Source organism: Mycetocola sp. JXN-3, assembly GCF_014522285.1.
Taxonomy (GTDB): domain Bacteria; phylum Actinomycetota; class Actinomycetes; order Actinomycetales; family Microbacteriaceae; genus Mycetocola; species Mycetocola saprophilus.
The window spans coordinates 2,817,604-2,836,708 of sequence record NZ_CP041635.1; the positions used below are offsets into that span (position 1 = coordinate 2,817,604).

Genomic DNA, 19,105 nt, shown 5'->3' on the forward strand with positions numbered 1-19,105 from the left:
GTTAGACAACCCGCTCGTCCTGGCCGGCGATCCACTCCTGCAGCGCAGCCACACCGCGGCGCACATCCCAGGCCGGCTCCCAGCCGAGAACCTCGGTGGTGCGGCTGATGTCGGCCCAGGCGTGACGCACGTCGCCGTCACGGAAGGCCCCGTTGACGGTGGGTGCCGGGGCACCGTGGTACTCGGCGATGATCTCGGCGATCTGGAAGATCGTGGTGCCCACGCCGTTGCCCACGTCGTACACCTGGCCATTGGTCACGGCCGGGTCGGAGTCGATCACGGCCTCAAAGGCGGTGGCCACATCGTCGATGTAGACGAAGTCGCGGGTGATCACGCCGTCCTCGTAGACGGGGATCTGCTTGCCGATTTCCGACCACTGCGAGAACAGCGAGACGATACCGGTGTAGGAGTTGATCAGCGACTGACCGGGGCCGTAGACGTTCTGCAGGCGCAGAATGTTGACGGTGGTGTCGTGGGATCCGGCCCAGGCGGTCAGCAGGTTTTCCTGGGCCAGCTTGGTGGCGCCGTAGATGCTGGTCGGGGTGGGGATGTTGAGGTCCGCACGCGCGGCCACCGGGGCCGCACCGGGGAAGTCCCACTGCGAGGCAGCCAGCTGGGCGTGGGTACGCATGCCCGGGTAGAAGTCGGTTCCATCGGACTCGCGGTTCCAGCGGCCCTCGCCGTAGACGGCGCGGCTGCCGGCCAGCACGATCCGGGCGGGAATCTGGCCGGCGCGGGTGAAGGCATCCAGCATCTCAGTGGTTCCCACCACGTTGACGCGGGAGTGACGGCTGGCCTCGGCCAGCGACTGGGCGGTTCCGGTCTCGGCGGCCAGGTGCACCACCAGGTCGAACGGGCCGTGTTCCAGGACGCGGTCCCAGTCCTCGGGGTTCACCACGTCGCCCACAATCAGCTCGGCCTTCTCGTGCAGGTCGGCCGGACGCTTGCCGCCCGGGTGGACCTGCGGGTGCAGCGAGTCCATCACGACCCACCCCTCGCTGCGGTCGGCGATCAGCTGCGAGAGTGCGCTACCGATGAAGCCGGCGCCGCCGGTCACCAAAACCTTGCCGAGGGATGCCTTCTGAGTCACGTGATTTCCATTCATTGTGGGAGACGAGGGGTAATGAATTCCCCAGTCAAGGGTAACGGTTCTAGGCGGTGGGAGCGGCATTTACGCCGTCGGTGCGCACAGGGGTTCGTGTACCGACGCCTGGACGCATCCGGTCAAACCAGTAGCGGATGCCCCGGCCGGGACCCCAGTCCTTGAGGCGCATCGCCCATTTTTCCAGTCCGTGCCAGCTGATCCAGGCGCAGACAAACGCGATGAGCACACACAGCAGCGTCCACAGCGGGTATCCCAGGTGATGCCAGCCGAGGGACGCGGTGACCTGCTGGGTCAGGAACCCGTAGAGATACATGCCGTACGAGTAGTCGTTTTTGGCACCGATCCACTGCCAGGACTGCGGCAGGGCGGAGGCGAGGTAGAAGATGAAGAAGGCGGCGGCCGGGTAGCCGAATACGTTCAGCCAGCCGGTCAGCGCGGCGGTCAGCGCGATCAGGCCGGCCAGGATGCCCATCCAGTGCCGCATCGGGATGTGCTTGCCGTAGAGGGCAGCACAGGCACCCCAGAGGAAGATCAGCGTGAGATCCACGTGGTAGCGGTCGGCGAAGTACGGGAAGTGGGTCAGGAAGGGCTCGGGTCGGAAGCGAATGATCAGTGCTATCCCCACCAGGCCGACCGTCATCAGCGGGACAATCCACTTTGCAAAGCGCAGCGCAAACACCAGCACCAGGACGCCGATCATTACATAGCAGCCCCACTCATAGGCGAGGGTCCAGAGCGAGCCGTTAAACACGCTGGACTGGGTTTCGATGCCGTAGGGCGTGCTTGCGGCGAAGATGTCGTGGATACCAAACGGTCCACCCTGCAGGGTGGCATTACTCCAGATGTAGTGGATCGGTCCGCCCGGGGCACGGGACCAGTAGTCCGCCAGGGGGCGTCCCATGCTCAACCAGACGATGGGGCCGATGCCCGCCGCGGTCACCAGGATAACCAGCCAGAGCGCGGGGAAGATTCGCAGGCTGCGTCGCCAGAAGTACTGCACCACGTCCGCGCGCATGCCGCTCTTGGTAATGAGGTATCCGCTGATCGCGAAGAACCCCAGCACCGCCAGTCCACCGAGGTTATCCTGCCCGCGGGTGAGTTTCACGACCGGGTCGTGCCCCCAGCCACCCAGCGGGAACGCATGAGAGAAGATTACGGCGGTGGCCAGCACCAGCCGGATGATGCCCAGGGAGTTGCGATGCCCACCGAGGGCCGCCGAAAGGTTTCGGCCGAGTCCGGCGGGTCGCGGAACACCGGAGGGCGACGCACTCGTGGCCGTGATCTGTGACATGGTTTTTGCTCACTCGTTTCTCGAGTCACATAATCGCCAACTCGCGGACACCATTATAGGTTGTGATTTTTGACTTTCCGGGAGGTTCGGCGCGTCAGATGGCTGCCCGGACACGCTCGTCACGGTACGGGGTTGCGCCGATACGCCCGTACTCTTATGACATGAATGATCCCGTCGTGCGGCGCCGGCCGCTCGCCCTGCTCCTCCTCATCGCCCTGCTGGGAACCTTTGGGGTGCTCTCGATCTGGTCGGTGTCCTCCCCCGCCGGATCAAGCCCCGACGATGACTTCCATCTCGCCAGCATCTGGTGCGCGCAGGGCGATCGGGAGGGGTACTGTGCCCCGGGATCGGATGCCCAGACCCGCACCGTCCCGGCGGCGTTTGAGCACATCACCTGCTTCGCCTTCCATCCGGATGTGGCCGCCGACTGTCAGCGCCCCCAGATTGATCAGGCGGGCGGCGGCGTGGTAACCGGCCGCGGTAACTTTGCCACGCCCGTCTATCCCGGTGGTTTTTACCTGGTGTTGAGCACCCTGGTGTCGGATAATCTACCGCTCTCCAGCGTGCTCATGCGGCTGTTCAATTCGGCCCTTTTTGTGCTGATGGTCGGGGCCACCGCGTGGGCGCTGCCCCGGCGTCTGCGTTTCCCGCTGGTGACCGGGATCCTGGTGACGATCGTGCCGCTCGGGATCTTCCTGATCGCCTCGACCAACCCGAGTTCGTGGACGATCACCTCGGCCGCCGTGGTGTTCAGCGCGACAATCGGTTACTTCACCACGCACGGTCGACGGCGTATCATCCTGGGCTCTCTCGCGGCTCTGGGCATCCTGATCGGGGTGGTGGCCCGGGGAGACTCCAGCGTCTACTCGGTGATTGCCTTGGTCGCGGGGGCCGTGATCGGCTTCCGCGGGTTCCGGTCGAACTGGCGTCGCCTGATCATCCCGGCCGCGCTCGCCCTGGTGTGTGTGGCGCTCTACCTGCTGTCTCCCCAGGCAACCGTGACGGCGGGCGGATCGGCGTTCTCCACTCACAGCCCACAGGCGAGTACCGGCGAACTGATCTACCGCAACCTGATGGATCTGCCGCAGCTGTGGGCCGGTCTCTTTGGTGCCGGGTGGGGCCTGGGGTGGTTGGATACCGCCGTTCCGGCCAGCGCTTGGTTCCCCGCGCTGCTGATCTTCGGGGCGGTGCTCTTCGCCGGGCTGCGCGTGATGTCCCGTAGGAAAGTGCTGGCAACGCTGGCCCTGGCTGCGGCCTTTGTCCTGATCCCCCTGTACACCCTGGTCATCAACCGGGTCTCGGTGGGCACCGAGGTTCAGCCGCGCTATCTCTTCCCGCTGTTCCTGATGCTGGCGGTGGCCACGCTGCTGCCCGTCAAGAAGGAATCGGTCTCGCTCTCGACGGGGCAACGCTGGGTCATCATCCTGGGGCTGGGCCTGGCCCAGTCACTCGCCCTGCGCGAAAACCTGCACCGTTACGTCGGATCCCACGGTTTCCAGCTCGATCACGGGGCCCGCTGGAGCCCGATCGGTCCGCTCTCCCCGATGACCCTGTGGATTGTGGGCAGCATTCTCGGATTTGCCGTGCTGATCGCGCTGTCGCTTCTGGCCGGCCGTAGACGGGTCCGCACCGGGATCGCGGCCGAAACCGCGACCCTTGCACCGACGCTAGCTTCCCGCGTAGTTGAAGGTGAAGCTGAGGGCGTACACGATCACCGCGCCCACGCTGAGCAGAATGCGCCAGACCCGGTTCTGGCCGAGGAAACCGGCGGTTACCAGCAGCGCGATCGGTAGCAACGACATGCCGTAACGAGCGGGCAGGTCGAAGTAAAACCCGGCCGAGGCCTTGGTCGCGATGGCCAGGGCCGGGCCACCAACGATCGCGGTGAAGGCCAGGGCAATCGCCATCGGCTGGATACGCTGTGCAACGCTGACCCCGCCCGGTGCCACCTCGGCGACCGCGTGGGAACCGACCGGGGGACGCAACCCCGCGGTGGCACCCACCATGCCACCGATCAGGATCCAGCCGGTCACGGTGCTCACGGCTACCGCGGCGATACCAAAGCCGTGCGCCCCGGTGGCACCGGAGAACAGCGATCCAAAGAACTTGAGGGCCTCGTGCACGAGTTCGGTTTTGCCCAGCGGGGCGGCCACGCCCTGATCCCCGTCCTCGGCGTTATCCAGCACCGGACGCAGCATCTGCCAGCCGACCTGCAGAATCAGCGGAAGAACCACCATCGAGGCGGCCCAGACCAGACTGAGCTTCGGTGCCGACGGGGCGCTGGACCGGAATCTTCCGATCAGCCAGATCAGGATCAGCGCCATGGCGATCGCCACCACCGACATCAGGTTTTGGAACTTGAATGCCACCGCCAGCAGGCCCACCACCGGCAGCATCCAGCCCCCGCGCTCGGTCTGCAGGAATCGCAGCAGCACCAGGCTCAGGGCAGCGCCGAAGAACAGCGCGGTGGCGTCGGTGGAGATATACGTGTTTGACCACCAGGCCGGAAGCGACCCCACCAGCAGCAGCGGGATGGCGGTGGAATACACCCGGTCGAATCCGAAGCGTCGCAGCCCCGCAAACAGCAGGATCGCGGCCCCGGCGAGCCAGAAGGCTCCGGCCATCCGTCCGGCACTCACCAGGTCCACCCCGGAGACGCCCTGAACGACTCCCGCCAGAACCCGGGTGACACCAAAGTACAGGGGGGTGTAGATGTCGGCGGTGTTGATGCCGTTATACGGGTAGTCGGCGTCGTCCTGGTGCGCCGATCGATCACAGCTCTCCGGCACGTAGGTATATGCCGGGGCGACCCCGTGGCAGGCCAGATAGTTGCGCGCGAACTCGCTGGTCTTTTCCCCATGCGGCAGTGTTCCGGTATCAATCACCTTGGCAAAGTAGTCAATGTAGACGTACTCATCGATCGGTGAAATCTTGTTGTGCTGCGCCACCGATGCCGAGACAAAGGCAAAGCTTGCAAGCACCAAAATCAGCGGGCCGGCAAGCAGGCGCAGGAGAGGAACAACTCGGGACATGGAGTAACTACTTTCGGGGTAGAGGCTCGAAGAGGCTAGCGGCGGGCACGCAGTCGGGTGGTGACCTTTTCCCAGACCACGCGTACCCCACCGTTTTTGAAGTAATAGCCAACCAGCTGCAGGTCACGACGGAAACCGTGACGCACCGGCGCACGATGCGCGCGGTTTGTCGAGGGAACCGACACGGCGCTGCCGTCGCGGTCGCCCGCGGCATGGGGGTCGGCAACAAAGGATACCAGCGGTTCCAGCACTTGGGACCAGCGATACTCCTCGGCCACAACGCGCACGCGGGCAATGGTATCGGTGCGGAACTCCTCGTCAAACAGCACCCGCTCCAGCGCCGCGGCCAGGGCTTCGGGGTCGCGCTCGGGCACAACCAGCCCCAGCCCGCGCTCGCGGATCAGGTCCGCGAAGTGGTCTCCCTCGGTGACCACCATGGGCAGTCCCGCCCAGAGGTAGTCGAGGATTCGGGTGCGGAAGGAGAAGGTGGTTTCCACGTGGGAGTAGTGGGTGCTGACCCCCGCATCGGCCTCCAACAGGTAGTTCTGACGGTCGTTATAGTCCACCCACTCGGCGTTGAAGAACACCGAGGAGTTCAGCGCGCCCAGCTCATTCGCCAGCTCGCGGCTTTCGCGCACGATGCCCATCTCGGGCACGCCGGGGTTGGGGTGCTTGGTGCCCTGGAAGAAGAGCCGGACCGAGCCCCGCTTGCGGTTGAGGGTGTCCACCGCGCGGATCAGGGTCTTGGGGTCGAACCAGTTGTAGAGCCCGCCGCCCCAGATCAGCAGCTTGTCATCGGTCTCGATTCCGGGGATCACACCCCGCAGCACGTTGCGGGTGTGGGTGGGCGGCTCATCCTGGGTACCGAACGGCACCACGCCGATCAGACCGGTCAGATCGGGGTCGGCCGCATAGGTGGCCGGGGTAACGCGGCCCAGCGCCGCCAGCTGCCCCAGGTAGAAGTGTCGCTGACGCTCCGAGGCGCACAGCAGGAAGTCGGCACGTTCGAGCTGCTCGTTGAGCACGCCGGTAGCATCGGCAACCTGTCGGGTCCACTGGGCATCGCCGAGCTCCCGCCCCTGCTCGAGCTGTTCGAGGTGCATCGGGTCATAGACGTCGGCAACGATCAGCTTGCCGGAGTTGCGGATCGCCGGGAAGAGCGCCATCGCCAGGCCCTGGAACACGATGACATCGGCCCACTGCTCCTGCTCGGACATCGCCCGGTTATCGCCGATGCGCACCCCGGTCACCTCAAACCGGGAATCGGTCTTCGAGGTTTCGGCCAGCGAGATGAGCCGGACCTCGGCCACCGTGGACAGCGCCTCGGCCATATGCCAGGCCCGGATCGCGGGGCCGGCCATCCGGTCCCCCACCGGGTCGCCGGTGATCACGATCACCCGGGTGGAACGCGGCGGTTCCAGGACCCGGAACTCGGACACCAGGTTGCGGTATCCCGACAGGTAGCCCTCATCGGGGAACGAGGGCGCATCGGTCTGCCCAAACAGGCGCCAGATGCGGGCATCGGTCACCTTACGGTCGGCCTGAATCTGCGCGCGCTGAGCGGCCAGGGTGGGCAGGGCGGTGACAAACTGGTCGATACCGAAGACCGTGGCCATGGTGTTTTTGGACACCGGCATGGTTTCGTCCGCGGTGTCCGGCCGGCGAATATCCAGCTGGGTGCTGTCGAGCTGACCGCGGGCGATCGCGCGGCGGACGCTCAGCGCGAGGGTCGCACCCAGCTGCTCGTGCAGCGCCTCTTCACCCAGGTTCTTGTACAGGGTGAACAGCGCATTGCGCTCCAGCAGGTAGGACTCCTTATAGGCCCCAAACGAACTCATCGATGCGTGGTGCTTGTGGTAGGCGACAGACTCGGGTTCATAGGCGAACCGGTACCCCGCGAGGTTGAGCCGCCAGCCCAGGTCCACGTCCTCGAAGAACATGAAGTAGTTATTGTCGAACCCACCCAGTTCGCTGTACACATCGGTGCGCACAAACATGGCCGAACCGGTGCCGAACAGCACGTCCTCTACGTCCGGCTCGGTGTTGGGCAGCAACTCACCGGTCAGCGGCTTATAGCCCATCCCAAACCAGGTGAGGGCGGCACCGATAAAGTCGACGCGCTCCCCCTCCCAGTCCAGCACGCGGCTGGCGACGGCGCCGATCTGCGCGGAGGAGGCGAAGCGCTCGGCCGCGGCGCGAATCCAGCGACGATCCGGGCGGGCATCGTTATTGAGGAACGCCAGAATCTGCCCGGTGGCGTGCTCGGCACCGAGGTTGCATCCCCCGGAAAAGCCCAGGTTTTCGGCGGATTCAATCACGCGTACGTGCGGCGCGGCGGCAAGAATTCTGGCGGCGCTATCGTCTCCCGAGGCGTTTTCCACCACGATGAGTTCGAGCCGCTCGCTCGGCCAATCCAGCTTTCCCAGCTCGTTCAGGGCCGTGATTGTGTCGTCGGTTCCCCGGAAGTTCACCAGGATAACCGAGACGGTCACGGATTCTGCAGTGTTCGGCGTCGACATGCCCACCTCTCTTTTCGGCGCGGGTTCACACGCCCCTCAAGGATACGAGACATGAGCGTCCCCGGGTCGCACCGAGCCGTCATCGAGGGCTCTAATTCAGGTTTTTGACGTACTTTCCCGTATCCTGGTAGACGGGGTCTGACCGAGCAGGCTCCCAAAAATTTGACGCCCGCGGGCGGAGTTTGGAGTGATTCGGTGACGGGAAACACACAGGCGACTCGCGAAGGTCGGGTCGTGCTGGGAGAATTACAGACCCGCCTGGCCGAGGCTCAGCTCAAGATCGAGGCGCTCGAACGACGCGTGGCCGCCGCCGAGCGCGAGGCCGATCAGTCCCGCGAGCAGCTCCGGGCCGCCCGCAATAAGCGCACCAGCCGGGTCCCGGGAACCCGCCGGTCTTCGTGACGGCCCAGCGTTCCGGAGGGTCCACCCTGCGAGACTTCACCCGTGATGCACGGGTGCTCCGGGTCCCTCATGCGCAGCCCTCCGCCGATCGCGTGGCCTTCCTCGCCTCGTTCGGCACCGAGGACAAGCCCGAGAAGTCGGTGGTCGCGTTCAGCTCGGCGCTGCACGCGGCCGGATACACCGTGATCATCGTGCGCACCTCCCCGGATGGTGAGCCGTGGACCGACCTGAGCGAGCTCGATCCGGCGATCGGCTATATCCAGCGCAGCAACGTGGGTTATGACTTCGGGTCCTGGGCCACCGGCATGGCCTATTTCCCGCACCTGCTTTCGGCGGACGCCGTCCTGCTGGTCAACGACAGCCTGGTGGGACCGTTCGGAGACATTTCGGCGCTGCTGGCCGATTTCGAATCCACCTCCGCCGATGCCTGGTCGGCCACCGGAACCCTGCAGTTCTTCCCCCACATGCAGTCGTTTTTTGTGGGCTTCCGCCGGGGAATCCTGGAGGATGCCGCGCTGCGGAAGTTCTGGGGCGGGATCCGCGAGCTGTCGCATAAAAACCAGATCATCGAGCACTATGAAATCGGTCTGACCCGCTACCTCCTCGAACACGATTACAGCTACACCAGCGCCATCGCCTCCGAGCTGGTTGTCACCAACGGCAACAACCCCACGATCCAGGGCTGGGCGCAGCTTCTCCACGAGGGTTTCCCCTTCATCAAACGCGAACTCCTGACCGCCGAGCGATTCTCCGGAGACGCGCGTGCAGCCCGCGCGCTGGTCTCCACGCTCTATGCGGAAAACCTTGACCACTGGCTAGCCAAGGAGGTCTCATGACCCCGAACCCCGTAAATCTTGCCCGGGGCGCCGCACGTCGTGCGCGCCGCGCGGCCCAGGTACTGCTCGCCCCCGTCGGCGGACCCGCCGTCCCCGAGGCCACCGGCGAGTATGCCGCCAACTTTGATCAGTGGCTCGGGCGTCGCTCCGATAAGCTCTTCCACGATGGTCGTCCGCAGTGGCAGCCGACCCCGCGGGTTGAGGGTGAGACTCCGCGGATCGCGGTGGTCATCCACGCACACTTCCCCGAGCTGCTGGAACCGCTGATCGCCGAGCTGGACGCGCTGCCCGTCCCGTTTGACCTGGTTATCACCAATTCCTCGGGCACCGAGATCTCGCTGCCGGAGGTGCCGGTCCGAAACCTCCGGGCGCACCGAATTCTCACGGTGGACAACCACGGCCGCGACATCTTCCCGCTGGTTCAGGTGGTGAACGCGGGTCTGCTTGATGGGTACGACCTGGTCCTCAAGCTCCACACCAAAAAGAGCGAGTGGCGCCAGGACCACGACGCGCTCGCCGGCTCCGGTGCCGAGTGGCGCGACGCCCTGGTGGGCAGCCTGGTGGGCGGCGAGGACAACGTACTCGAACAGCTGCGCCGATTCGGTGCCGACCGCACCCTGGGCATCGTCACCGCCCCCGGCAGCATCGCCGGTCCCGAGCACTGGGGCGGAGATCAGCAGATCACCCGCGACCTGCTGCGCCGGCTCGAGCTGCCCATCGATCCGGGTGGACTGCGCTTTGCCGCCGGGTCCATGTATTGGATTCGCGGTTTCCTGCTGACCGGGCTGCGCTCGCTCCAGCTCACCGCCGACGATTTTGAAGCCGAAGCCGGACAGATCGACGGAACCACCGCGCACGGCATCGAGCGCCTCCTCGGCATCGTCTGCGAAGAGGCGGGCTTCCGCCTGGATGACACCTCGGCGGCGGCACCCGAGTTCGAGCGTGAGGACGACTGGCGACGCTTCCTTCCCGATGCGCCTCGCAGCCCGCGCGCCCGCGTTCTGCCCTTCTACCTCCCCCAGTTCCACGCGTTCCCCGAGAACGATGCCTGGTGGGGTCCCGGATTTACCGAGTGGGCCAACGTGGCCTCGGCCAAGCCCGTGTTCCACGGCCACCGTCAGCCCTTCCTGCCCGGGGAAATGGGGTTCTATGACCTGCGCAACCCCGAGGTGCAGCAGCGTCAGTTCGAGCTTGCGCGCGGCGCGGGCATCGAGGGCTTCATGTACTACTACTACTGGTTCGCCGGCAAGAAGCTGATGGATCTGCCGGTGGAGCAGATCGTCGCCGGGGATGGCGACACCCCGTTCTGCCTGATGTGGGCCAATGAAAACTGGACCCGCCGCTGGGACGGCAGCGAGAAGAACATTCTGATCGCCCAGGACTACGACCAGGTTCCGGCCACCCAGTTCATCCACGATGTGATGCACCTGATCACCGACCCGCGTTACGTGCGGATCGGGGATAAGCCGGTCATCTCGGTCTACCGAATCACCCAGATCCCCGACTTCGAGTCGGTCCTGACGTACTGGCGCGAGCAGGCGGTCGAGGCGGGCCTTCCCGGTCTGCACATTCTCACCGTGGACGTGGGTACCTCGATGCAGGGCCTGGACGTCGACGACCTGGGCGAGCACGGCCTGGACGGCACGATGGAATTCCCCCCGCACAATAAGCTCTGGGTGGGTCAGGATCAGTCGATCCTCTATCCCGACCAGCGCCTGCAGGGTGGCATCTACGACTACCGGGCGCTCGCCCAGCATGCGGCAACCTCGACGCTCAACCATCTGTCCGCCGATCGCTTCCCCGGCGTCTTTGTGAACTTCGACAACACCGCCCGACGCCAGTGGCAGCCGGACCTGTGGTTCGGCTCGAACCCGTACACCTTCCGCCGCTGGCTCAACGCCACGGTGCTGGCGCTGGAGACGCGTCCGATGGATGAGCGGGTGCTGTTTATCAACGCGTGGAACGAGTGGGCCGAGGGGGCCACCCTGGAGCCGTCGCAGCGCTTCGGCCGCGGCTACCTGCACGCCGTCAGCGACGTGCTCTACGCCTAGCAAACCATCAAAATACCGCGGGCCCCGACTCCTTGAGGAGTCGGGGCCCGCGGTCGTTGCGGAACGCTAGTTCGGAACGGTCACCACCTGGCATCCATAGGACACCGGGGTGCTCGCGCCGGAGACACAGACCGTGTGTTTGCCGGGGGTGGCCGGGATGGTCTGATCAAAGCCGTGGTTAACGGATTCACCCGGGAACATCAGCGGGAACCAGGAGCGGACGCTTGCCGCCCGCAGGGCCGACCCGACCCCGTCCACGGTCACCCACACGTAGGAGGGGTTTTTCGAGCGGAAGTCATGCGACCAGCCGGTAATCGAAATGGCCCGAGACGAGACGGTGACCCCGTCGAGGGAGCCCACTTCGGTGGGGGTGTTCGGGGCGGCGACGGTCGCCGTTCGGCAGCCGTAGGAGACCCCGGTAGACGCCCCCTGGACGCACACGTTGTAGGTTCCGGGGTTGGCCGGAATCGAGAGGTCAAATCCGTGCTGGGTACCGGCACCGGGGAACACACCCTCGAACCAGGACCGCGTGGTGGCTGCCCGGTAGGCGGAACCCACACCGTTAACAGTGACCCACACCCACGAGGAGTCGGTGCCATCCCCGGCATAGGACCAACCGCTGAGGGCCAGGCCGCTCGCGGTGGCACTCAGCGAGTCGAATGAACCCGATTCCTGCCGCGGATCACGCACGGTGACCGATTTACATCCGAAGGAGGCGGACGTAGCCGCGCCGAGGATACACACGGTGTGCGGGCCGGGGGTCGCGGCGATGGTCAGATCGAACCCGTGCGCGTTTCCCGAACCCGGATAGATCGTATCGAACCAGCTGCGGTTTGCGGTGGCTCCGTAGGCCCGGCCGACGCCGTCCACATCGACCCACACCCAGGAGGCGGCGGTCGAGGCCATGTTGATCGCCCAGCCGCTTACGGTGAACCCACCCTTGGCCGGCGCAATCGAATCAAATGATCCGATATCGCGCGCGGTCGTGGTGAGGTTCTGACAGCCCATCGCCCCACCGATTCCGCTGGCACAGACCTGCTGGGCACCGAGCGGTGCCTCCACCAGGAGACGGTAGCCGTGCTGGCGTCCGGTTCCGGGGAAGCGGTTGGCGATATCGTCACGCACGATGTCGGCGCGCGCGATCTTGATGTTGCCGTTCACGGAGATCTGCACGTTTTCGGGGGCGGTCGAGTTGTAGTTCACGGCCCAGCCGGTCACCAGCACGCCGCCGGGAACCTGGGTCACGGTTTCCAGCTGACCGGTGCCCGGCTGCACGGTGACGCTCTTACAGCTCAGCTGGATTCCCAGCGTCGAGTTGGTGACACACACCTGCTTTGTTCCCGGGGTTGCCGGGATCGTCACGGCAAAACCGTGCTTGGGGCCAAAGCCGGGGAACGAGTTGGGGAACCAGTCGATGGATCGATCGGCGAGAACCGGCTGGCCCACACCATCAACATTGATCCAGACGTACACGGGGGCGTCGTTGGCGGGGTTGTATGCCCAGCCCTCCACGTAGATCGAGTTCTGTCCGGGGGTGGGGTTCTCAAAATCACCGGTCGGCTGCGGGGTTCCACCGTTGGGGTCACCGAACCAGTCGGTGTACATGCGCCAGAAGTTTCGGTTTCCGTACGAGCTGCAGGAGTCGCCGGTGCCGTACAGGTTGTTCAGCGCGGCGGCGTTGGGCTGGTACGGGGTGTAGTTGTACAGGCCCGCGGTGGCGGCGTTGGCAATGTTGACGTTGGTCGCGCCACACGAGGCGTTGGGGTGTAACCGGACCGAGGTGTTACCGATACGGTGGGCGAAGTAGTTCGGCGAATCCTGGTAGACCTTGAACTGCCAGGCGGCCATATAGACCTGGTTCTGGAAGCCGTAATACTTGGCGTCACAGGGCGCGGTATCGGGGCAGGCATAACCGGTCGCGATGCGGTAACGCGCGTCGCTCGGTGAGGTGGCCGAAACCAGACCCTGCTCCTTTTCCAAGAGAACGATCAGCGCCTTCTGGCTGATCCCGCAGGCGGCACCCACCTTAAACAGAATCTGGGCCGCGGTCTCATTGGAGGCACCGTTATATGCGGCACATCGCTTATCGGCGGCTCGGCTCGCGGTGGTCTGGCGGAAGTCCTTGAGGCAAGTGTACCCGGGCGAACAGTTCTGCACGCGCGAGTTCAGGAATGATTGCACATCCGCCGCGCTCATCGCGTTTCCGTTATAGAAGTTTTGGTCACTAATAAGCTGACCGGGATTGAAATTGCTGGCGACCGCCGCCTGAGCCGGCGTGGAGCCGACGGCGAATCCCACCGCCGACATGAGCGCCGCCGCAAATATCATCGCCGCGGCTGCCGCCACCCATTTTCGTAGCTTCACAGTGCCCTCCGATGCTTCCCTGTGCGTCGACACAGATTGAAGCGTCAACATAACGACAAAAGTCTAACCGGAATGCGCGCTCCGGGCGATTGTTCAGCGCGTTTCGGTCCCGACGAGGCATAATCAGATGACGCCCGTTAACTTTCCGGGCGCATCAGCATCTCTTAGGAGTCTGCGTGCACCTCGCTCTCACCCTCATGGTCCGCGACGAAGCGGATATCATCGCCCCGATGATTCAGCACCACCTGAATCAGGGAGTGGACACCATCCTGGTCACCGATAACGGGTCCACCGATGGCACCCGGGAGATCCTTGAGGGTTTTGCCGCGGAGGGCAAGATCCAGCTCGCCCACGACCCCGAGCACCGCAAGCAGCAGGCACGCGTGGTGACGGCCATGGCACGGCGCGCATACACGGAGTTCGGCGCGGACTGGGTCATCAACGCCGACGCCGACGAGTTCTGGGTGACCGCGGATCCCACGCTGACCCTGAAGGATGCCTTCTCGCGCATCCCGGCGAGCACGGTGACCTTTATCGCTCCCGTGTTCGACATGATCGGGGAGCCCGCCGAGGACGGCAGCGGCATCAACCGACTCACCTATCGCGATCTGCGCACCCCCGAGCAGCTGCGCGAGATCGGGCTGATCGCACATGCGACCCCCGATTCCCCGCACATCGGTTCGGCCGAGGTCGAGGTGGTGCAGGGAAACCACTCGGTCAACCTCCCCGCGGGCGACCCGCTGGATCCGGCATTGGCCATCGAGGTGCTGCACCTGCCCTGGCGTTCGTGGGCTCAGTACCGCCGCAAGGTGGAAAACGCCGGTCGCGCCTATGAGCTCAGCGGTCTCACCCCGAGCCCCAACCACCACGGTATGCGTGACTACCGCCGCCTCAAGGAGGGGACCCTGCGTGCCCTGTACGTGGCCCGGCACCCGCTGCCCGAGCTGATTCCCGGACACGTGGAACGCGGCGAACTCGTGCCGGATACCCGGCTGGTTGACGTGTTCCCCGATGCCCGCGCGGATATCGCCTTCGAGGCACGCGAGCGCGACCTGCTGCACCCGCTGGGGGCGGCAATCGGGCGGACCGAGGAGAGCCTGCGCCTCGCCGAACATGAACTCCGGGTCGCGCTCGCCGAGCGGAATGCCGCGCGCAGCGAGAGCGAGCACGATCGGGCCGAGTCGCTGCAGCTGCGCGACTCGCTGGCCTCGGTACTCGCGCAGCGCGACAGTCGCGCGTCCATCATCACGGACCTCCAGCAGCGGCTTGCCGCGGTGGAAAACCGCCGCGTGGTGAAGCTCGTCGACCGGGCGGCGGCCACGCTGCGCGGAATTCGTCACCCCTCCGACCCCAAGTAGACGGCGCCTGCGCGGCCCCTCAGCCTCCGGCCTGGACGCCTCCCAGCTTCACCGATGTGCCCGGCGGGTATACTTGTCCAGCCCGCTACTACAGAAGTGAAGTGAATGACCGCACAGGATCGCTATGACGCCCTTGACCGGCTCCCGCTGACCCCGGTTGGACAGTCCGGGCGAAGCTGGCTCGGCATGTGGGCCTCGATCAAAGATATCTTCGCCCACCGTGAGATGCTTGGCCTCATGGTGCGCCGGGACATCAAGGCACGCTATAAGGACAGCGCCCTGGGTCTGGTGTGGACGCTTGTACGTCCGCTGACTCAGCTGGCCATCTACTACCTGGTGCTCGGTGTGTTCCTCAACGCCCGGGCGGGTATCCCCGACTTTGCCGTCTACGTGTTTACCGGGCTCACGGCCTACGGGCTGTTTAGCGAGATCGTGGGTGGCGGCACCGCCTCCATCATCGGTAACTCCGGCCTGATCAAGAAGGTCTACCTGCCACGCGAGGTGTTCCCGCTGGCCAGCGTGGGTTCGGCGCTGTTTAACTTCGCCATTCAGATGGTGATCCTGATCGCCGCCAGCCTGCTGCTGGGTTCGGAACCGATCACCTGGCAGGTCCTCTACTTCATCCCCTCGGTCCTGGTGTTGCTGGTGTGGGCCACCGCCCTCGCCCTGCTGCTCTCGGCGTGGAACGTGTATCTGCGCGATGTGCAGTACCTGGTCGAGGTTGTCATCATGCTGATGCTCTGGGCATCGCCCATCGTCTACTCCTGGTCCGCGGTTCAGAACGTCGCCGGAAACAACATCTTCGGAACCCTGTACTCGGCCAACCCGGTGACCCTGGCGGTCATGGGCTTCCAGCGCGCCTTCTGGCCCATCGGCGCCACCCTGGACACCCCGCACTCCCCCGATAACCTGCTGCTGCGCCTGATCATCGCCCTGGTTGTGGGCCTGGTTGCCCTGTTCCTCGCGCAGCGCGTGTTCGCCCGCCTCCAGGGCAACTTCGCCCAGGCCATCTAGTCCCCCTCGTGAATCGTTTAGGTGAATCCAGCATGACTCGTCCGGTAGTAGTTGAACTCAAGGATGTCTCCAAGAAGTTCATTATCCGCAAGGACAACTCGCTCAAGGAGCGCATCGTCACCCTCGGGCGCAACGGCAAGCAGCACCGCGAGGAGTTCTGGGCGCTCAAGGACCTCGGGTTCTCGATCGAGGCCGGCACCACCGTCGGCCTGATCGGCCACAACGGTTCGGGCAAATCCACCCTGCTCAAGGTCATCGGTTCGATCATCGAGCCGACCTCCGGCACCGTGGCCCGCCGCGGCCGCATTGCCGCGCTGCTCGAGCTGGGTGCCGGGTTCCACCCGGACCTGACCGGACGCGAGAACGTCTACCTCAACGCCGCCATCATGGGCATGAGCCAGGAGGAGACCGAGGAGAAGTTCGACCGGATCGTCTCGTTCTCGGGGATTCCCGACTTCATCGACACCCAGGTCAAGTTCTACTCCTCGGGCATGTACGTGCGCCTCGCCTTCGCGGTGGCCATTCACACCGACCCGGACATCCTGCTGGTGGACGAGGTCCTGGCGGTGGGTGATGAGGCGTTCCAGCGCAAGTGCCTGGACAAGATTCGCGAGTTCCAGCGCGAGGGTCGCACCATCATTCTGGTGACCCACAACCTGGGCCAGGTGAACGACCTGTGCGACCGTGCCATCCTGATGAACAAGGGTGTCATGGAATACGACGGCGACACCCACGAGGCCATCTCCCGCTTCCGCGACATCCTCGAGGACCGCCGGGTGGACGATATCGCCCGCGAGGTCGAGGAGGGCTTTGCCGAGGAGGCACCGCCCACCGGCAAGATCTCCGACTGCACCCTGACCCTGGCCGACGGTTCCCCCGCCACCATGGTTCCGGTGGGATCGGATCTGATCCTCGAGGCCACCATCGAACACGAAACCCCGCTCGAGGGCTGGTACGTGGGGATCCAGGTGGACAACCACATGGGCACCCCGCTGTTTGGTACCGAAACCCGCATGCTCGCCAAGAACCTGCCGCCGCTGCAGGAGGCCCGCCGGCTGCGCTTCGCGATCAAGGATGTACCCTTCGGTGAGGGCAAGTTCTTCATCAACGTGTCGCTGATGGACGCCTCGGGACGCCACGTCTACGACGCGGTTCAGGCCTGCTCGTTTAACGCCCCGGCGCCGGAGTTTTCCCGCTGCTCGATCGTGATCGACTCCGAGTTCACCGACCTGGGACCGGTGTCACCTGCACGATGAGCGCCGCGCCCGCGTCCTCACGCGTACAAATCGTCACGGTGAGCCATGATTCCGTCGAGGTGCTGCCCGACCTGCTGAGGTCCCTGCACACGGCGTCGGTTCATCCGGCGAGCATTGTGGTCGCCGAAAACGGAACCGAGCTGCGTGAGCGCACCCGCGCCATCTGCGCCGAATACCACGCCGAGTATGTAGAGCTCGAATCCAACTCGGGATACGGCGGGGGCATCATGGGGGCGCTGGAACACAGCCCCTCGGACAGCGAATTCATCCTGGTGACCAACCCCGATGTGGTCTACCAGCCCGGATCGTTGGATGCCCTGGTGGCCGCGGCCGATCGCCTGCCGCAGGCAGCGGTTTTTGGCCCGCGAATACTTGATGGCAACGGGGATACCTACCCCTCGGCCCGCCGCTTCCCCTCACTGAGCACCGGCATCGGGCACACCCTGCTGGCCAACATCATGCCCAATAACCGCTGGAGCAGCCGGTATCGGGCCGACGTGCTGGATCCCGAAATCGAGCGTGCCACCGAGTGGCTTTCGGGTGCGTCCTTCCTGATCCGGCGTTCGGTCTTCACCCGGGTCGGCGGGTTTGACCTCTCCTACTTCATGTACTTCGAAGACGTCGATCTCGGCCGCCGGGTGGCCCGCGACGGCCAGCTCAGCTGGTACGTGCCGGCCGCGGTGGTCACCCACACCGGGGCTCACTCGACCCGGGGTTCCTCGGCGCAGATGCGCATCGAGCACCACCGCAGCGCATACAGGTTCCTCGCGGGGCAGTACCCCCACTGGTATCAGGCACCGATACGCTGGAGCCTCAAACTGGGTCTGGGCGCGCATGCCCGTTGGGATGCTCGAGCGATTCGCCGGGCCGAGCGCCAAGACCCCACCGAACGCTAAGGCCCCACCCGAACGCCACCACGGTGCGCCTCCCGCGCCCGGGCACACAAAAACGGGGCGGAACCCACCGATGGTGGTTCCGCCCCGTTTGAGCGTTGTTGACGCCTAGTCGAAGCTCGGGTCTACCAGGTTCGAGAGGTACTTGCCGTAACCGCTCTTCACCAGCGGTGCCGCCAGGGCCCGCAGCTGCGCATCGTCGATCCAGCCCGCACGCCAGGCGATCTCCTCGATGCAGCCAACCTTGAAGCCCTGACGGTCCTCGATCACGCGCACATACTCGGAGGCCTGCATCATCGACTCGAATGTGCCGGTGTCCAGCCAGGCGGTGCCACGGTCCAGAACCTGAACGTGCAGGTTGCCCTGGTTCAGGTAGCGCTCGTTCACCGTCGAGATTTCCAGCTCACCACGGGCGCTAGGCTCGATGGTCTTGGCGATCTCGATGACCGAGTTGTCGTAGAAGTACAGGCCGGGCACCGCGTAGTTGCTCTTGGGGTTGGCCGGCTTTTCCTCGATCGAAATCGCGGTGAAGCTGTCGTCAAACTCGACCACACCGTAGCTGCGCGGGTCGGCAACCGGGTAGGCGAAGATCACCGCTCCGTCGATCTCGTTGTGATTGCGCAGGGCCGAACCGAGGCCTGTGCCGTGGAAGATGTTGTCGCCGAGGACCAGCGCGACCGAGTCATCGCCGATGAATTCCTCACCGATAATGAAGGCCTGTGCCAGGCCGTCCGGCGAGGGCTGCACGGCATACTCCAGGCAGATGCCGAGGTCCGAACCATCGCCGAGGAGCGCTTTGAACTGCTCGTTGTACTCGGGGGTGGTGATGATCAGGATCTCGTTGATTCCGGCCATCATCAGGGTCGACAGGGGGTAGTACACCATCGGCTTGTCGTAGATGGGCATGAGCTGCTTGGAAATGCCCTTGGTGATCGGCCACAGCCGGGTGCCGGAGCCTCCGGCGAGAATGATGCCCTTCATGGC

The 19,105-nt window shown here is 65.0% G+C and carries 13 protein-coding genes; 8 read left to right on the top strand and 5 right to left on the bottom strand.

The window, feature by feature from the left end:
* Window position 1 precedes the first annotated feature (1 nt).
* A complete protein-coding gene (locus tag C7C57_RS12780; RefSeq protein ID WP_255505680.1) occupies window positions 2-1,090 on the bottom strand; it encodes an NAD(P)-dependent oxidoreductase in 1,089 nt (362 codons plus the stop codon).
* A 61-nt stretch (window positions 1,091-1,151) separates the two neighbouring features.
* Window positions 1,152-2,396 carry an acyltransferase gene (locus tag C7C57_RS12785; RefSeq protein WP_187976721.1) on the bottom strand — a complete coding sequence of 415 codons (1,245 nt, stop codon included), beginning with the start codon at window positions 2,394-2,396 and terminating at the stop codon, window positions 1,152-1,154.
* Between the two features lie 161 nt (window positions 2,397-2,557).
* Here C7C57_RS12785 and C7C57_RS12790 point away from each other — a divergent pair, with 161 nt between their 5' ends.
* Complete coding sequence (locus C7C57_RS12790; protein WP_187976722.1) at window positions 2,558-4,189, top strand: DUF2142 domain-containing protein; 1,632 nt, start codon at window positions 2,558-2,560, stop codon at window positions 4,187-4,189.
* Window positions 4,190-5,463: 1,274 nt separating this feature from the next.
* On the opposite strand, the gene C7C57_RS12795 is transcribed toward C7C57_RS12790, so the two are convergent.
* The gene (locus C7C57_RS12795; protein ID WP_255505681.1) at window positions 5,464-7,920 is read right to left on the bottom strand and encodes a glycosyltransferase; all 2,457 of its coding nucleotides are present in this window, start codon (window positions 7,918-7,920) and stop codon (window positions 5,464-5,466) included.
* Window positions 7,921-8,181: 261 nt separating this feature from the next.
* On the opposite strand from C7C57_RS12795, the gene C7C57_RS12800 reads away from it, so the two are divergent.
* The 3 genes from C7C57_RS12800 to C7C57_RS12810 are packed head-to-tail and all read left to right on the top strand — an operon-like array spanning window position 8,182 to window position 11,236.
* Entirely contained in the window at window positions 8,182-8,349 is a 168-nt protein-coding gene (locus tag C7C57_RS12800; RefSeq protein WP_187976724.1) for a hypothetical protein, read from the top strand.
* Window positions 8,346-9,185 carry a rhamnan synthesis F family protein gene (locus C7C57_RS12805; RefSeq protein ID WP_187976725.1) on the top strand — a complete coding sequence of 280 codons (840 nt, stop codon included), beginning with the start codon at window positions 8,346-8,348 and terminating at the stop codon, window positions 9,183-9,185. Before C7C57_RS12800 ends, C7C57_RS12805 begins: the two co-directional genes overlap by 4 nt.
* Entirely contained in the window at window positions 9,182-11,236 is a 2,055-nt protein-coding gene (locus tag C7C57_RS12810) for a glycoside hydrolase family 99-like domain-containing protein (protein WP_187976726.1), read from the top strand. Before C7C57_RS12805 ends, C7C57_RS12810 begins: the two co-directional genes overlap by 4 nt.
* A 66-nt stretch (window positions 11,237-11,302) precedes the next feature.
* Here the strand turns inward: C7C57_RS12810 and C7C57_RS12815 are convergent, their stop codons facing one another.
* Complete coding sequence (locus C7C57_RS12815) at window positions 11,303-13,600, bottom strand: hypothetical protein (protein ID WP_187976727.1); 2,298 nt, start codon at window positions 13,598-13,600, stop codon at window positions 11,303-11,305.
* A 176-nt stretch (window positions 13,601-13,776) separates the two neighbouring features.
* Between C7C57_RS12815 and C7C57_RS12820 the strand changes: the two genes are divergently transcribed.
* From C7C57_RS12820 to C7C57_RS12835, 4 genes are all read left to right on the top strand, one after another.
* Window positions 13,777-14,958 (top strand): glycosyltransferase family 2 protein, encoded by a 1,182-nt coding sequence (locus C7C57_RS12820; protein ID WP_255505682.1) that lies wholly within the window; start codon window positions 13,777-13,779, stop codon window positions 14,956-14,958.
* Window positions 14,959-15,063: 105 nt separating this feature from the next.
* Window positions 15,064-15,972, top strand: a complete 909-nt coding sequence (locus C7C57_RS12825) for an ABC transporter permease (protein WP_187976728.1) — start codon at window positions 15,064-15,066, stop codon at window positions 15,970-15,972.
* A 32-nt stretch (window positions 15,973-16,004) separates the two neighbouring features.
* Window positions 16,005-17,228 (top strand): ABC transporter ATP-binding protein, encoded by a 1,224-nt coding sequence (locus C7C57_RS12830; protein ID WP_187976729.1) that lies wholly within the window; start codon window positions 16,005-16,007, stop codon window positions 17,226-17,228.
* 38 nt (window positions 17,229-17,266) lie between these two features.
* Complete coding sequence (locus tag C7C57_RS12835) at window positions 17,267-18,124, top strand: glycosyltransferase (RefSeq protein ID WP_255505683.1); 858 nt, start codon at window positions 17,267-17,269, stop codon at window positions 18,122-18,124.
* Window positions 18,125-18,229: 105 nt separating this feature from the next.
* Here the strand turns inward: C7C57_RS12835 and rfbA are convergent, their stop codons facing one another.
* Window positions 18,230-19,102, bottom strand: a complete 873-nt coding sequence (gene rfbA, locus C7C57_RS12840) for a glucose-1-phosphate thymidylyltransferase RfbA (protein WP_187976731.1) — start codon at window positions 19,100-19,102, stop codon at window positions 18,230-18,232.
* Window positions 19,103-19,105: the final 3 nt, after the last annotated feature.

Excerpts from the sequence above, each read along its gene's own strand:
- C7C57_RS12785 (WP_187976721.1), bottom strand. The coding sequence starts at position 2,396 with ATGTCACAGATCACGGCCACGAGTGCGTCGCCCTCCGGTGTTCCGCGA.
- C7C57_RS12790 (WP_187976722.1), top strand. The coding sequence starts at position 2,558 with ATGAATGATCCCGTCGTGCGGCGCCGGCCGCTCGCCCTGCTCCTCCTC.
- C7C57_RS12810 (WP_187976726.1), top strand. The coding sequence starts at position 9,182 with ATGACCCCGAACCCCGTAAATCTTGCCCGGGGCGCCGCACGTCGTGCG.
- C7C57_RS12825 (WP_187976728.1), top strand. The coding sequence starts at position 15,064 with ATGACCGCACAGGATCGCTATGACGCCCTTGACCGGCTCCCGCTGACC.
- C7C57_RS12830 (WP_187976729.1), top strand. The coding sequence starts at position 16,005 with ATGACTCGTCCGGTAGTAGTTGAACTCAAGGATGTCTCCAAGAAGTTC.
- rfbA (WP_187976731.1), bottom strand. The coding sequence starts at position 19,102 with ATGAAGGGCATCATTCTCGCCGGAGGCTCCGGCACCCGGCTGTGGCCG.